This window comes from Polaromonas sp. JS666 (genome assembly GCF_900103405.1).
Lineage (GTDB): Bacteria > Pseudomonadota > Gammaproteobacteria > Burkholderiales > Burkholderiaceae_C > Polaromonas.
In genome coordinates this window covers 93,740-109,031 of sequence record NZ_FNHX01000008.1, presented here as the reverse complement: position 1 = coordinate 109,031, position 15,292 = coordinate 93,740, and the positions used below count along the sequence as shown (strand labels likewise).

Below are 15,292 nucleotides of genomic sequence, written 5' to 3'. Positions count from 1 at the left end.
GGTCAGCGCGTCTCCGTGGAAGCCTGGCTGGGCTTGTTGTCGGCCTGGGCCTTGCGGTCCAGCTTGGTGACCCGGGGGTCGGACCAGGTGCCGTCGATGTGGAACTCCTGGGTGGCCGCCTGTATCAGGGGCCGGCGCAGAAACATCTGCGCCAGGAAGCTGCCCAGCCCTATGGCCGGGTTGATGGCGGTGGCGATCAGCGAAGCCGTGCCGGCGTTGATCTCCGGCACCACCACGACCTTGATGTCCTGCGTTTCCCTGGCGATGTCTGCCGAACCCTCCATGAGCACGGCGGCATTGACGCCGCGCATCTGCAGGTTGTTGGTATAGGCCACGCCCTGGTTGATGTTGACGTCGCCGCGCACGAAATCGAAGGCGAAGCCTTCCGAGAAGACGTCGCGGAAATCCAGCGCCAGCCGGCGCGGCAGGGACTGCAGGCTCAGCACGCCCAGCAGCTTGGCGATGCCGGGATCGGCCTTGACGAACTGCCCCGATTCGACATTGACGTTGAATTGCCCGCTCATGGACGGATAGTCGAAACTCAGCGGCGAGCCCACCCAAGCCACCTGGCCTTCGAGCTTGCCCTTGCCGCGGCGAATCACCTCACCCATGCCGAAACGCTTGAGCAAGGCGCCCGAGTCGGCGATTTCGAGCTTGAAATTCATCACCGTGCGGCGGCGTTCGGCGGCCGCGCGCGCGGCGCGGTTGCTGCCCGCGGCGGCAGCGGCCTGCGCGTTCAGGGCCACCCAGTTGCCGTTGGCCGTCAGTACGGCCTCGGGCAGGATCACGTTGAATTTGTTCAGCCGCCATTCGCGCACGCCGTCGCGCGCCGCAGCCGATGCACCGCGATTGATGGCGTCGATCTCGACCCGCCCCAGCTTCTTGCCGCGCAGCTCCAGGTCTTCCACGACGATGTCCAGCGCCGGGATGCTGGCCGGCTGCTCGTTCAGGATGGCTTCCACCTCGTTGGCCGTGCCGGGCTCCAGGCTCAGGCGCGAGAGCCGCGCGTAGACGCGCCCGGCGCCTATGCCGCCGGGCTGGCGGAATTCAACATAGCCGTTGAGCTCGGTGGCGTCGATGTTGGCGCGCCAGGTCAGGCCTTCGCGCGAACCGCCCACCACCACGTTGTTGAGCTTGCGCCCTTCCACCACCAGCTCGCGGGCGCGTATGGCCATGGTGGTCGGCAGGTAACTCATGGCGGCGTTCGAGGCGGCACGGTTGAGCGCCGCGGACGCCGCTGGCGGGGCCGCCTGCAGCGTGTTACCGACGACCGTGGAGTCGCCCAGCAGCTTCTGCCAGGCGTCCAGGTCCACATGGGCCAGGTTGATGTTGGCCGCGACGCCGGTTTCCTGCATGGGCGCGGCCTCGCCGGGCTCCAGGCCCACGGCGATGCCGCCGCGAATCACGCGCGGCTCGCTGCCGCTCAGGTCGCGCACATAGGCCACGGAGGCGGTGCGCCCTATCGAGACCGTCAGCTGGTCTTCAAGTTTTTGTCCCGGGCCCATGGAAGCCTGCAGCAAAGCATTTTCAAAGCGCAGCGGCAGCATCGCTTCGGCGGTTTTGTTCAAGGGCGCGGGCAGGTTCAGCGCCAGGCCCTGCAGGCTGCTGGAAATCGCCAGCTCCGGCATGCCGCGGCGAAACCCGAGGGTCGCGGTGTAGGCCGTGCTGCCGCTGGCGTTTTGCGCCATGCGCGCCAGCGGGCCCAGTTCCCTGGCCTGGCGCAAGCCTTCGGCGCTCACGTTGCCTTGCGCCTTGAAGGTCGCGACGGTTTCCGTCTCGGCGCTCCCCGTGGCACGCGGATGCGTGCTCAGGCCGCCGTCGAAGCGCACATCGCCGCCCAGCAGTTTGGCCTGGCCGCCGGCGACGGAGAAACCCTTTTCGCTGACGTTCACCACGCCCTTGAGTTTTGCCAGCATGGGCGCGGCCGCCGCGAACTGCACGTCGTTGCCGGGCAGGGTGACCGTGCCTTCGACGCGCGACTTGTCGATCGAATGGATGGGCAGCTCCAGGCGAAAGCGGTAGTCGCCCGTGCCGCCGGCCTTGGCCCCGGCCAGCGCGTGGCTGGTCATGGCGCCCACCGGCGACTGGTTGACGAAGCCCAGCGCGTCGGCCAGCGCACCCTTGAGCTCGACGTTCACGTGGACCGTGGAATCATGGGTCAGGTCCGGAATGCGCGCGTCCCCCTTGGCCAGCTGCAGCCCCGGCAGGCCGGCGACCTTGCCGCTGGCGCCGTTCACTTCCAGCGAGGCGCGGTCGAAGACCAGTTCGCCGCCCAGCTCGGTCAGGGCCGGCCAGGGCGCCGCAGCGGCCGGCTGTATGGTTTTAGGCACATAGGCGAAGTGGCCATTGCGGATCCTGGCGGAGACCCGGAAATCCCCTTGCGCCGGGTTGGTGAAGGGCAGGTGCTCGAGCGGGCCTTTGACCTTGAACTTCACGTCGCTGACCTGGCCCTGCACCACCGCGTCGCGCACATAGTGGCGAACCTGGTCGGGCAGCACCAGCGGCAGGTAGCGGTGCACCCGCGCGCCGTCGCCCCGGCTCAGGCTGCCCTGCAGGTCAAGCACGCCGGGAAAACGCAGGTCGGGCGCGCCCGCGGCGGGCGCCGGGCCGGCCACGTCCTCGGTGCGCCAGCTGGCCTGCGCCTGGCCCTGCGCGTCGGCATTGGCGAACTGCAGATTGCGCAGCTGCGCCTCGATTTTGCGGCCCGAGAATTTCCATTGGGCCTCGACGGCCAGCTGGTCGAAAGGCACCAGCGAATCCTCAAAAACGCCGGGCAGGTCGAGCGCGCCGTTGGCGATCTTGACCTTGGCCTGCCCGCCCTCGTGGGTGAAGTTGAAGTCAATCGCGGCGCCGCTGATGCCCGGCCTGCCGGGCCTGGGATGCGACGCGGCATGCGGCGCTGCCGGGGTGGCTGCCGCCGCCGCCGGCTGGGGCGCCGGCAGCGCCGCAATGCTCAGGCCGGCCACCCGGCCTTTCGCGGCATAGGTGCTGGGCGCGGCGATGGGCCCTTGCCAGCGCGCCTCGACGGTCTCCACCAGCCCCTTGGGCGCGAAGGAGGCGATGAAACCATGCGTGGCGGCATCGAGCGGCAGGCGGTTGGCGATCTGCGCGAGCGCAGCCAGGTCGAGCTTGTCGGCCTTGAGCTCGGTGTGCTGCGCCACGCCGGCCTCGTCGCCGGTGTGGGCCAGGGCCACATTGCCGCCCGGCCACTGCAGGCCGTCGCGGGTGCGAAAGCGCAGGCCCTCGGTGTTGAAGTCAAAGCCGTTGGCGCGCTGGCCGCCGCCTATGCGACCCGCGACGAATTCGAAGGCCAGCGGCTGGAGCTTGGCGCCGAAACGGGCGTCCACGTCCTGCAGCGCCACGTCGGCGGTGCCGCCGATGATGCGGCCCTCGCTCACGTCCGCCCAGGCGCGCAGCGCGCCGTTGCCGCGCGCCAGTTCCACGCCCAGCGTGTCCATGTTCAGGTATTGGCGGATGCGCGATGCGTCCACGCGGCCGAATTCGGCGAACAGCTGCCCGGTCCAGGCGTCGAAGTCGCCGGCGCCGCCGGACAGCAGGGATTGGCGAAACATGCCCCTGACGGTGAAGCGGTCGCCCCACTCGGGAGGTGGCGTGGCGTCCAGGCGCAAGAGGTGGCGGCGCCGCGCGTTGCGCATGACCCAGTCGACCTGCGTGAGCGCCAGCGGCGGCGCCCGCTGCAATTCGTCGGTCCAGCGCACGGTGCCGCCGCGTATGGCGAATTCGGTTTGCGAAAAAAACCAGTCGGCCGCGGCGCTCTGGCCGCCGGCCCGGTCCTGCGAGACGTCCAGGCCGCCCACATAGATTTTCCCGTCCGCGGCGCGGCGTATGTCCAGCTCGGGCTTGTCGATGTAGATCTGCTCAAAGCCCAGCCCCCAGATCGAGGAAGGCGACAGGGCGCCCAGCACGCGCGGCAGCCTCAGGGCTTCGCGGCCCTGCGCGTCCAGCAGGGTGACGTCGCTCAGCTCGAAAGAAGGGATCATGCCCTGGGAATGCGCGGTGATGCCGCCTATGCGCACAGGCACCCCCAAGGCCTTGCTGGCCTCTATTTCCAGGCGCGGACGGAATTCGCCGATTCGCGGCACAATCCAGCCATGCAGCACGAACCAGCTCAAGCCAAAGAGCAGCCAGGCCGCGGCGACGAGCCACAACAGGATGCGCAGGATCAAGGCAAGCCAGTGCAGGCGGCGCGGCGGCAGGGTGGACAGGCTGGGAATCGTTGGCTCCATTGACCAGAGAATTATGACCGCCGGGGCGCTTATCCGTCCGGCGGGGGACCATGAAGTTTTGTGAAGTAGTGTGATGACCGTTGCCCTGACCGCCAGCCCTGACTCTCCCTCCGCCGCCGGGCCGGCCGCGTCAGGTTATTCCCGCTTTGTCCAGCGCGTGCGCCGCCGCTATGCCGAATGGCTTGCGCTGCTGCCCCCCGGCGCACCCGTTCGGGCAAGCATGCAGACCGCCCTGGATGCCCTGCTGGCGCAGGGGCTGGAAACCGGCGCCGCGCTGCGGGTGTTGCGCCAGCTGGTGATGGAAAGGCTGGTGGTGCTCGATTGCGACGGCGCCAGCGAAGACCAGGCACCGCTGAAAGTCGTGACCTGCGCCATGACCGAACTGGCGGAACTGGCCCTCGACGTGGCCATGCGGGAGTCGGGCGCCATGCTCGACGCCCAGCACGGCGCGCCGCAAGCCCCCGGCGGGGAACGCGCCCGGATGTGGGTGGTCGGCATGGGCAAGCTGGGGGCGCGCGAACTGAATGTCTCCAGCGACATCGACCTGATCTATGTCTACGACCACCACGGTGAAACCGTCGGACGCAGCGACGGCCGCGGGCAGATCTCGAACCACGAATACTTCGCGCACCAGGTCAAGGCGGTCTACAGCCTGATCGGCGACGCCACCGAGCACGGCTTTGTTTTCCGGGTGGACCTGGCGCTCAGGCCCAACGGCAATTCCGGCCCCGCCGCCGTCTCGCTCAGCGCGCTGGAAGAATATTTCCAGGCGCAGGGCCGCGAGTGGGAACGTTTTGCCTGGCTCAAAAGCCGCGTGGTGGCACCGCTGGCCTGCGTGCAAAGCGGCGCCGCGCAGGCATTGCGCGGCCCGGTGCTGCCCTTTGTGTTCAGGCGCTACCTCGACTACAACGTGTTCGACGCGCTGCGCACGCTGCACCGGCAGATCCGCGAGCATGCGGCCAAACGCTGCGCCGGCCACCCCGAGCGCGCCAACGACGTCAAGATGTCGCGCGGCGGCATACGCGAAATCGAATTCACCGTGCAGCTGCTGCAGGTGGTGCGCGGCGGGCAGTTCCCGGAGTTGCGCACCCGCCCCACGGTGGACGCCCTGCAGCGCGTGGCCCGCGCCGGCCTGATGCCGCAGGAAACGGCCGACGCGCTGGCGCGGGCCTACGATTTCCTGCGCCGGGTGGAGCACCGCATCCAGTACCTGGACGACCAGCAGACCCATGTGCTGCCCACGCGCGACGACGACCTGGCCTGGATCGCGGAAACACTGGGCTACGGCAATTGCTGCCCCTTTCTCAGCGAACTCGACGCGCACCGCGAACTGGTGGCCGGCGAGTTCGACAAGCTGCTGGGCGGCAAAGCCGACTGCAAGGGCTGCGGCGGCAAGGCCAAGGCCGCGCCGCAGCAGCTTGACGACCTGCTGGAGCAGCTGTCGGAACAATGGCCCGAACAGTTCCGCGCCCGCCTGGCGCTGTGGCGCCAGCATCCCCGCGTGCTGGGCCTGCGCGAGGATTCGCGCGCACGCCTGACGCGGCTGGTGCAGCGCACCGCCGCCTGGCTGGCCGAGGGTACGGTGACGGAAGAAGCCGCCGTGCGTATCCTCGACTGGATAGAACCCCTGCTCAGGCGCGAAAGCTACCTGGCGCTGCTGCTGGAGCGGCCGGCCGTGCATGAACGCCTGCTGCGCCTGCTGGGCGCGGCCAAATGGCCCGCGCGCTACCTGCTGCAGCATCCCGGCGTGATCGACGAGCTGGCCAGCGATGAGCTGCTCAAGGAACGCTTTGACGGCGCGGCTTTCGCCCGCGACGTGGAGCAGCGGCTGGCGGCCCTGCGCAGCACCGGCGAGGACGATGAGGAAACCTGCCTGAACCTGCTGCGCCGCGCCCACCATGCCGAGGTCTTTCGCACGCTGGCGCGCGACCTCGAAGGCGTGCTCACGGTCGAGCAGGTGGCCGACGACCTGAGCGCGCTGGCCGAAGCGATCCTGGATATCACCGCGCGCTGGTGCTGGCAGCGCCTGAAAAATCGCCACCGCGACACGCCGCAGTTCGCCATCATTGCCTACGGCAAGCTGGGCGGCAAGGAGCTCGGCTACGGCAGCGACCTGGACATCGTGTTCGTTTACGAGGACGAGGACGAACGCGCGCCTGAGGTTTATGCAGCCTTTGTGCGCAAGCTGATCAACTGGCTGACCATCAAGACCGGCGAAGGCGACCTGTTCGAGATCGATACGGCCCTGCGCCCCAACGGCAATTCGGGCCTGCTGGTCACCAGCTTCGAGGCCTACACCCGCTACCAGCAGCAGCGCGGCAGCAACACCGCCTGGACCTGGGAGCACCAGGCCATGACGCGCGCGCGCTGCGTGCTCGGCGGCGATTCGCTGCGCCAGCGCTTTGACCAGGTGCGCGAAACCGTCATCACCGCCCCGCGCGATACCGCGGCGCTGCGCAGCGAGATCGTCGCCATGCGCGAGAAGGTGCGCAGCGCCCGTCCGGTGCGGGGCGACAAATTCGATGTGAAACACAGCCCCGGCGGCATGGTGGACGCCGAGTTCGCGGTGCAGTTCCTGGTGCTGTCCGAATCCGCGCGGCACCCGGAGCTGATCGCCAACGTGGGCAACATCTCCCTGCTGCAGCGCGCCGAAGCCGCCGGCCTGCTGCCGCCCGGCGTGGGCCAGCGCGCGGCCGCCGCCTACCGCGAACTGCGGCGCGTGCAGCACCGCGCCCGCCTCAACGAGGAGCCGACCCAGGTCAGCCCGCCGGCGCTGCAAGCCGAGTGCGACGCCATCCGGCAACTGTGGATTTCCACTTTCAAATCAAACGATTGATTTAATTCAATCATTTGTTTGACTCATGTGCTCTAATGCGGGCACATGAATGCCGATCCACGCCCCAAAACAGTTTCGCGCGCCGCCGGCACCGAAGGCGAAGCCCGCAAGCAGCGCTCCGACGGCGCCCACGCCAGGGCGCACCTGCTTCACGCGGCGTTGCGCCTGTTCTCCGAGAAGGGTTTTGCCAAGACCTCAATACGCGACATCGCCCAGGCCGCGGGTGCCAACGTGGCGGCCATCAGCTATTACTTCGGCGACAAGGCCGGGCTGTACCGCGCTGTTTTCACCGAACCGCTGGGCAGCGCGCGCGACGACATCGCGCTGTACGACCAGCCGAACTTCACGCTGCGCCAGTCGCTGGAAGGGTTTTTTTCGGGTTTCCTGGAGCCTCTACGCCAGGGCGAACTGGTGCAGCTGTCGACCCGGCTGCATTTTCGCGAGATGCTGGAGCCCACGGGCCTGTGGGCCGAAGAAATCGACAACGGCATCAAGCCCGCGCACGCGGCCCTGGTGAAGGTGCTGTGCCGCCACCTGGGGCTTTCCAAGGCCGACGACGAGGTGCACAGGCTGGCCTTTTCCATCACTGGCCTGGCCATCCACATGTTCATCAGCCGCGAGGTGGTGGATGCGATCCGGCCCCAGCTGTTCGGCACACCCGACGCCGTGGAGCAATGGGCCGCCAGCCTGGTGGCCTACGCCGAAGCCATGGTCGCCGTCGAAACGGCGCGACGCGAACACCTTCCCGACCATCTCGCGGCCGGCATGCCGCACCTGAAAACCGCAAGCCATGAAAAAACCTGATTCCCGGCGCAAGCCGTCCCGCCTGTCGGCATTGGGGTTTGTGGCCGCCTGTGCAGTGCTGCTGGCCGGCTGCGCCACGGACGTGGCCCACAACACGCCGGCAGCCCCTATCCCGACGCAGTGGCAGGCACCCCTGCCGGCTGCCGTGCCGGGCACCACCGCGGCCTTGCCCCACGACGGCAGCCTGGCCGGGCTGTCCCGCTGGTGGGAGCAACAAAACGACCCGCTGCTGGTGGAATTGATCATGGCGGCCGAAGCCGTCAGCCCCAGCGTCTCGACGGCGCGCTCCAACATCGAGCAGGCGCGGGCTTCGCGCGTGGCTTCCGGCGCGGCCATGCTGCCCACGCTGGACGCCATCGGCAGCGCCAGCCGCGGGCGCTCGGCCCCGGTGAACCGGGCGACGCCGCCGATCACCACGACATTGGAGGCGGGCCTGCAGGCGTCCTGGGAAATCGACCTGTTCGGCCAGTATGCGGCCAGCCGGGATGCCGACCAGCAGCGCTTTGACGGCTCGCAGGCCTTGTGGCATGCGGCGCGCGTCTCGGTTGCCGCCGAAGTCGCAACGCAGTATTACAGCCTGCGCGCCTGCGAAAAACTGCTGGAGGTCGCGCGCGCCGACGCCGCCTCGCGGGCCGAAACCGCGCGGCTCTCGGAGCTGAGCACCAAGGCCGGCTTCCAGGCACCCGCCACCGCGGCATTGGCCCGGGCCAGCGCCGCGGAAGGGCACGGCAACGCCATCCAGCAGCGCACGCTGTGCGACCTGGACATCAAGTCATTGGTGGCGCTCACGGCCCTCGAGGAACCCGCCCTGCGGCAAAAGCTGGCCGATGCGCCCGCCGACCTGACGCGGGAGTCGATGGCGCCCGTCATCAGCGTGCCCGCCGAAGTGTTGGCCCAGCGGCCCGACATCTTCAACGCGGCGCGCGAGGTGGACGCGGCCCACCTGGAAGTGGGCAGCGCGCGCGCGCAACGCTTTCCGAGGCTGAGCCTGAGCGGCTCGGTGTTCACCACCAAGTCGCGCACCAGCGCCTCCAAGCAGCGTTTTGACACCTGGACGGTCGGGCCGCTGCAGCTGACGGTTCCGCTGTTTGACGGCGGCGCCAGCGAGGCCAATGTGGAGGCCGCCAAGGCCCGCTATGAGGACGCCGCGGCCCAGTACCGCGCCAGCGTGCGCAAAGCCGTGCAGGAGGTGGAGGAAGCGCTGGTCAAGCTGCAAAGCACCGCCGAGCGCAACGAGGACGCGCTGGTCGCCGCGCAAGGCTACCGCGCCTCCTTCACCGGCACCGAGGCCCGCTACAAGAGCGGGCTGGCCAGCCTGGTCGAACTTGAGGACGCCCGCCGCACCTTGCTGGCGGCGCAAAGCAATGTGGTCGCGCTGCAGCGCGAGCGCCGCAGCGCCTGGGTGGCACTGTACCGCGCGCTGGGCGGCGGCTGGACCACGGCCGAGCCGCCGGTGCCGCCCCTGGTGTCGGACGTGCCCGCCCCCTTCACCCCCGCCGCCATCACCGCGCCCTGAGGCCGCCACGCCATCACTCCGCCACCTTTGACAGAGCCCTTGCACACCATGCCAAAACTCAAGCCCACCCCTTTTGCCATCGCCTTGATCGCCGCTGCCGTGCTGGTGGCGGGAGGCGCCGCCCTTTTCCTTTCCCGCTCGGAGGCCAAAGGCGATGCCCCGCCCACCGCCAAGCCGGCCCTGACCGTCGCCACGGCGCTGCCGCGGCAGATGAGCCTGCCGGTCAGGCTCAGCGCCAACGGCAACATCACGGCCTGGCAGGAGGCCGTGATCGGCTCCGAGTCCAACGGCCTGCGGCTGGTGCAGGTGCAGGCCAACGTCGGCGACCAGGTCAAGGCCGGGCAGGTGCTGGCGGTGTTCTCGGGCGATAGCGTGCAGGCCGACACCGCGCAGGCCCGCGCCAACCTGATCGAGGCACAGGCCAACGCGGCCGACGCGGCCGACAACGCGGCGCGGGCGCGCACCCTGGCCAGCTCGGGCGCGCTGAGCGACCAGCAGATCAACCAGTACAACACCGCCGAGCAGACCGCCAAGGCGCGCGTCGAGGCGGCCAAGGCCGTGCTTGACGCGCAGCAGCTGCGCGGCAAAAACACCCAGGTGCTGGCGCCCGACAGCGGCGTGATCTCCGCGCGCACCGCGACGGTGGGCTCGGTGGTGCCCCAGGGCACCGAGCTGTTCCGCCTGATACGGGGCGGGCGCCTCGAGTGGCGCGCGGAGGTGACTTCGGCCGAACTGGGCCGCATCAAGGCCGGCACCACGGCCAGGGTGGTGGCCGCCAGCGGCGCCGAACTCAAGGGGCGGGTGCGCATGATCGCCCCCAGCGTGGACCCGCAAACCCGCGCGGCGCTGGTCTATGTGGACCTGCCGGTTTCCGCCGGCATGGCGTCGCCGGCCAAGGCCGGCATGTTCGCGCGCGGGGAGTTCGAGCTGGGCGAGACGCCCGCGCTGACCGTGCCGCAGCCAGCGCTGGTGGTGCGCGACGGCTTTAACTACCTGTTTCGCCTCAATGCCGACAATCGCATCAGCCAGCTCAAGGTGCAGACCGGCCGGCTGGCCGGCGACCGGGTCGAGATCACGTCCGGCCTGGCCGCGGACGCGCGCATCATCGTCAGCGGCGCGGGCTTCCTGAACGACGGCGACCTGGTCAGGGTCAGCGACGCCGTCCCCGCCGCACCGGCCTCCGCCAGGCCGGCGACGGCCGCCAGCAAGTAAGGAGCAGGCCCATGAATGTCTCCTCCTGGTCGATCAAGAACCCGATTCCGGCGGTCATGCTGTTTGTGCTGCTGACCTTTGCCGGCATGCTGTCCTTCAAGGCGATGAAGGTGCAGAACTTTCCCGACATCGACCTGCCCACGGTGACGGTGTCGGCTTCGCTGCCGGGCGCGGCGCCCGCCCAGCTTGAAACCGAAGTGGCGCGCAAGCTGGAAAATTCCATCGCCACGGTGCAGGGCCTCAAACACATCTATACCAAGGTGCAGGACGGCGGCGCCACCATCACGGCCGAGTTCCGGCTCGAAAAACCCGTGCAGGAAGCCGTGGATGACGTGCGCGCCGCCGTATCCAAGGTGCGCAGCGAACTGCCCGCCGACGTGCGCGAACCGGTGGTCTCCAAGATGGACCTGGCCGGCCAGCCGGTGCTGGCCTTCACCATCCGTTCGCCGCGCATGGACGAGGAGGCGCTGTCCTGGTTCGTCGACAACGACGTCTCGCGCAAGCTGCTGGCGGTGCGCGGTGTGGGCGCGGTCAACCGCGTGGGCGGCGTCTCGCGCGAGGTGCGCGTGGCGCTGGACCCGTCGCGCCTGCAGGCCCTGGGCGCCACGGCGTCCGACATCTCGCGCCAGCTGCGCCAGGTGCAGACGGAAAGCGCGGGCGGGCGCGCCGACCTGGGCGGCAGCGAGCAGCCCATGCGCACCCTGGCGACAGTGAAGTCGGCCGCGGAGCTGGCCGGAATCGAGCTGGCCCTGAGCGACGGCCGGCGCATACGGCTGGACCAGGTCGCCACCGTGTCCGACACCACCGCCGAGCCGCGCGCGGCCGCGCTGCTGGACGGCAAACCCGTGGTCGGGTTCGAGGTCTCGCGCAGCCGCGGCGAAAGCGAGGTCGCGGTGGGTGCCGCCGTGCAGGCCGCGCTGGCCGAACTCAAGCGGCAATACCCCGACGTGGAACTCGTGGAGGCTTTCAATTTCGTCCAGCCGGTGCAGGAGGAGTACGACGGCTCCATGCACCTGCTCTACGAGGGCGGCATCCTGGCCGTGCTGGTGGTGTGGCTGTTCCTGCGCGACTGGCGCGCCACCTTCGTCTCCGCGGTGGCACTGCCTTTGTCGGTAATCCCGGCCTTCATCGGCATGCACCTGCTGGGCTTTTCCATCAATGTGATCACCCTGCTGGCGCTGTCGCTGGTGATAGGCATCCTGGTGGACGACGCCATCGTCGAGGTGGAAAACATCGTGCGCCACCTGCGCATGGGAAAAACGCCCTATGAGGCCGCAATGGAAGCGGCCGACGAAATCGGCCTGGCGGTGATTGCCACCACCTTCACCCTGATCGCTGTGTTCCTGCCCACCGCCTTCATGAGCGGCGTGGCCGGAAAATTCTTCAAGCAGTTCGGCTGGACGGCCTCGCTGGCCGTGTTCGCCTCGCTGGTGGTGGCGCGGGTGCTCACGCCCATGATGGCGGCCTACATCCTCAAGCCCGTGGTGGGCACACACACCGACCCAGGCTGGATGCGGTGGTACATGCGGGCCGCTACCTGGTGCCTGCATCACCGCGTGAAGACCATGGCCATGGCCACGCTGTTTTTCTTTGGCTCGGTGGCGCTGGTTCCGCTGCTGCCCACGGGTTTCATTCCGCCCGACGACAACTCGCAGACCCAGGTCTACCTGGAGTTGCCGCCCGGCGCGACGCTGGCGCAGACCAGGGCCTCGGCCGAGCACGCGCGCCAGCTCATCAGCAAGGTCGAGCACGTCAAGAACGTCTACACCACCATAGGCGGGGGCACGGCCGGCGGCGATCCCTTCGCCATGCAGGGCTCGGCGGAAACCCGCAAGGCCACGCTGACCGTGCTGCTCGATGAACGCAACGAACGCCCGCGCAAGCAGGGCATTGAAAACAAAATGCGCGCGGCCCTGGAATCCTTGCCCGGCGTGCGCAGCAAGGTCGGCCTGGGCGGATCCGGCGAAGCCTACATCCTGGTGCTGACGGCCGAGGACGCCAACGCCCTGCAGACCGCCGCGATGGCGGTGGAAAAAGATTTGCGGACCATTCCCGGCCTGGGCAATATTTCATCGAGCGCCAGCCTGGTACGGCCTGAAATCGCCATCAAGCCGGACTTCGCGCGAGCGGCCGACCTGGGCGTGACCAGCGCGGCCATGGGGGAAACGCTGCGTATCGCGACGGTCGGCGACTACGAGGAATCGCTGCCCAAGCTCAACCTCTCGCAGCGCCAGGTGCCCATCGTCGTCAAGCTCGATGACGCGGCCCGCAAAGACCTGAGCGTGCTGGAGCGCCTGGCCGTGCCCAGCGTCAAGCCCGGCGTCGGCCCGGTCATGCTGGGCCAGGTGGCCACGCTGGAAATCACCGGCGGGCCGGCGGTCATAGACCGCTACGACCGCTCGCGCAACGTCAAGTTCGAGATCGAACTGTCGGGCCGGGCCCTGGGCGACATCACCGAGGCGGTCAAGCTCCTGCCGGCGATCAAGAACCTGCCGGCGGGTGTCAAGGTGGTGGAAATCGGCGACGCAGAAGTCATGGGCGAGCTGTTCGCGAGCTTCGGCCTGGCCATGCTGACCGGTGTGCTGTGCATCTACATCGTGCTGGTGCTGCTGTTCAAGGACTTCCTGCATCCGGTGACCATCCTGGCGGCCTTGCCGCTGTCCCTGGGCGGCGCCTTCGTCGGCCTGCTGATCGCACAGAAGAGCTTTTCCATGCCCTCGCTGATCGGCCTGATCATGCTCATGGGCATCGCCACCAAGAACTCCATCCTGCTGGTGGAATACGCCATCGTGGCGCGGCGCGACCACAATATGTCGCGCTGGGACGCGCTGCTGGACGCCTGCCACAAGCGCGCGCGGCCCATCATCATGACCACGCTGGCCATGGGCGCCGGCATGATGCCCATCGCGCTGGGCCTGGGCGCGGCCGACCCGAGCTTTCGCTCGCCGATGTCGATCGCCGTGATCGGCGGCCTGATCACCTCGACCGTGCTCAGCCTGCTGGTGGTGCCCGCGGTATTCACCTATATCGACGACCTGGAGCACTTCGTCCGGCGCACCAGCAGGCGATTGCGCGGCCGGCACGGCGAAAGCCCCGCCCCGGCGCAGACCGGGGAATAAGCCGGGCGCAGCGAGGGGGTGCTTGCCTCCTCGCCAAAAAAAGCCCGGCCGGCGTGCGATTGTGCTGATATAGACGGTTTCGCCCAGTGGGGTTTTGCAGCTCTGTCACATGGGCTGGCTTATACTTGTGGGTTCTGCTTTACATTTCTTCACATGTCTAAACGCGTACTGCTTTCGGGCGCAACCGGCCTGATTGGCGGCGAGTTAATGCTTCTTCTGGCAGCGCGCGGCGTCTACAGCACCGCTGTGGTGCGCGCCGCCGATTCGAACCAAGCCCGCGACCGCCTCCTGGAGCGCCTGAAAAAGAGCGTTCTGTGGAAACCCGAGTTCGCCGAGATGGTGTCCGCCGAAGCCGGCGACGTCATTGAACCCAATTTCGGCCTGAGCACGGCCGTGCTGCAATCCGCCGACGTGATCCTGCACTCTGCGGCCAGCACCTCCTTCAAGCCCGGCGCAGGGGTTTACCCTATCAACATCAAGGCGGCCGAACAGTTTTCCGGCATCCTCAAAAACCTGGCCCCTTCGCAGCGCGGCTTTTTTGTCGGCACCGCGGCGGTCACCACGGAGCCGCGCGGCGTGATCACGGAAGACATGCCCTTTGCCGGCTATGCCAATGACTACATCCGGTCCAAGCGCGACGCCGAAACCCTGTTGCGCGCCGCGGGCAGCCCCTTTGTGAGCCTGCGCCCCGGCATTGTGCTGTCGCGCGGCATCGACGACGCCAAGCTTTCCCGCAACATGCTGTGGTCGATTCCCGTGATGGCTGAATTGGGGGACGTTCCCCTGGACCCCCTGGCCAGGCTGGATTTCGCGCCGGTGGACTTCATCGCTGGCGCTTTCGCCGAAATGCTGCTCAAGGGCGGACTGGCCCACGACTGCTACCACGTGTCAACCGGCGAAGACTCCATGACGTTCAAAGTGCTGGCCGATGAGTTGACGGCCACCATGCCGGGCATAGGCAAGCTGGTGATGCGGGGGCGCGACTTCGTGCCGACACCCAAATTCGCCCGCCAGCGCTGGATGTTCGAGGCACTGCAACCCTACCTGCCTTTTTTGACAGCCGATGCGGTGTTCAGCAACGCGCGTTTGCGCGCTGAAATCGGCGCGGCGGCCGTTGCCCCGGCGCCTGTCAGCTATTTAGGGGAGCTCCTGGGAACGTTCAGCCTGTCGGATGCCGTCCGGCAGATGTACACCCCCTGAAGCACAAAAACAACGCCACCGCTTTTGTAGAATGACCTCGAGGTTTGAACAAAGGTCAGCTGTCGCGGCGATGGTGGGACAATGACGCTTTGCACATACAAGTACTGGTTGGGTGATGAATTCTGATTTGATTAAACTTTTTGCCGAGACATTTGGCATCAGCGAGGAAAAACTGCTGCCTGATGCCACGCTGGAAAGCCTTGGATTGGACTCCCTGGCGGTCATCGAATTCCTCTTCCAGATCGAAGACCAGTTCGGCATCCAGATTCCCGACCAGGCCAATCCGCCCCGTACCCTGGCCGAAATGGTCCAGCTGATCGAGCCTTTGCTGCCATCGGGCAAGCCCGCCGCTTAAGCC

8 protein-coding genes are annotated in these 15,292 nt (G+C 67.9%); 7 read left to right on the top strand and 1 reads right to left on the bottom strand.

Going from position 1 to position 15,292, the window contains the following annotated elements:
- Positions 1-2: 2 nt before the first annotated feature.
- Positions 3-4,247: a YhdP family protein gene (locus BLQ85_RS18480; protein WP_074579083.1), complete on the bottom strand. Its 4,245-nt coding sequence runs from the start codon at positions 4,245-4,247 to the stop codon at positions 3-5.
- Positions 4,248-4,320: 73 nt separating this feature from the next.
- On the opposite strand from BLQ85_RS18480, the gene glnE reads away from it, so the two are divergent.
- From glnE to BLQ85_RS18445, 7 genes are all read left to right on the top strand, one after another.
- Complete coding sequence (gene glnE, locus BLQ85_RS18475) at positions 4,321-7,083, top strand: bifunctional [glutamate--ammonia ligase]-adenylyl-L-tyrosine phosphorylase/[glutamate--ammonia-ligase] adenylyltransferase (protein ID WP_074579081.1); 2,763 nt, start codon at positions 4,321-4,323, stop codon at positions 7,081-7,083.
- 45 nt (positions 7,084-7,128) lie between these two features.
- Positions 7,129-7,887 (top strand): CerR family C-terminal domain-containing protein, encoded by a 759-nt coding sequence (locus BLQ85_RS18470; RefSeq protein WP_074579079.1) that lies wholly within the window; start codon positions 7,129-7,131, stop codon positions 7,885-7,887.
- Positions 7,874-9,403, top strand: coding sequence for an efflux transporter outer membrane subunit (locus BLQ85_RS18465; RefSeq protein ID WP_074579077.1), 1,530 nt, complete (start codon positions 7,874-7,876; stop codon positions 9,401-9,403). The genes BLQ85_RS18470 and BLQ85_RS18465 overlap by 14 nt, the downstream gene beginning before the upstream one ends.
- Positions 9,404-9,451: 48 nt before the next feature.
- Complete coding sequence (locus BLQ85_RS18460) at positions 9,452-10,615, top strand: efflux RND transporter periplasmic adaptor subunit (protein WP_074579075.1); 1,164 nt, start codon at positions 9,452-9,454, stop codon at positions 10,613-10,615.
- An 11-nt stretch (positions 10,616-10,626) separates the two neighbouring features.
- Complete coding sequence (locus BLQ85_RS18455) at positions 10,627-13,734, top strand: efflux RND transporter permease subunit (protein WP_074579073.1); 3,108 nt, start codon at positions 10,627-10,629, stop codon at positions 13,732-13,734.
- A 153-nt stretch (positions 13,735-13,887) separates the two neighbouring features.
- A complete protein-coding gene (locus tag BLQ85_RS18450) occupies positions 13,888-14,934 on the top strand; it encodes an SDR family oxidoreductase (RefSeq protein ID WP_074579072.1) in 1,047 nt (348 codons plus the stop codon).
- A 127-nt stretch (positions 14,935-15,061) separates the two neighbouring features.
- A complete protein-coding gene (locus BLQ85_RS18445) occupies positions 15,062-15,289 on the top strand; it encodes an acyl carrier protein (RefSeq protein ID WP_051001974.1) in 228 nt (75 codons plus the stop codon).
- Positions 15,290-15,292 lie beyond the last annotated feature (3 nt).

Coding starts and splice junctions, on each gene's coding strand:
- BLQ85_RS18480 (WP_074579083.1), bottom strand. CDS start 4,247: ATGGAGCCAACGATTCCCAGCCTGTCCACCCTGCCGCCGCGCCGCCTG.
- glnE (WP_074579081.1), top strand. CDS start 4,321: ATGACCGTTGCCCTGACCGCCAGCCCTGACTCTCCCTCCGCCGCCGGG.
- BLQ85_RS18470 (WP_074579079.1), top strand. CDS start 7,129: ATGAATGCCGATCCACGCCCCAAAACAGTTTCGCGCGCCGCCGGCACC.
- BLQ85_RS18465 (WP_074579077.1), top strand. CDS start 7,874: ATGAAAAAACCTGATTCCCGGCGCAAGCCGTCCCGCCTGTCGGCATTG.
- BLQ85_RS18460 (WP_074579075.1), top strand. CDS start 9,452: ATGCCAAAACTCAAGCCCACCCCTTTTGCCATCGCCTTGATCGCCGCT.
- BLQ85_RS18455 (WP_074579073.1), top strand. CDS start 10,627: ATGAATGTCTCCTCCTGGTCGATCAAGAACCCGATTCCGGCGGTCATG.
- BLQ85_RS18450 (WP_074579072.1), top strand. CDS start 13,888: ATGTCTAAACGCGTACTGCTTTCGGGCGCAACCGGCCTGATTGGCGGC.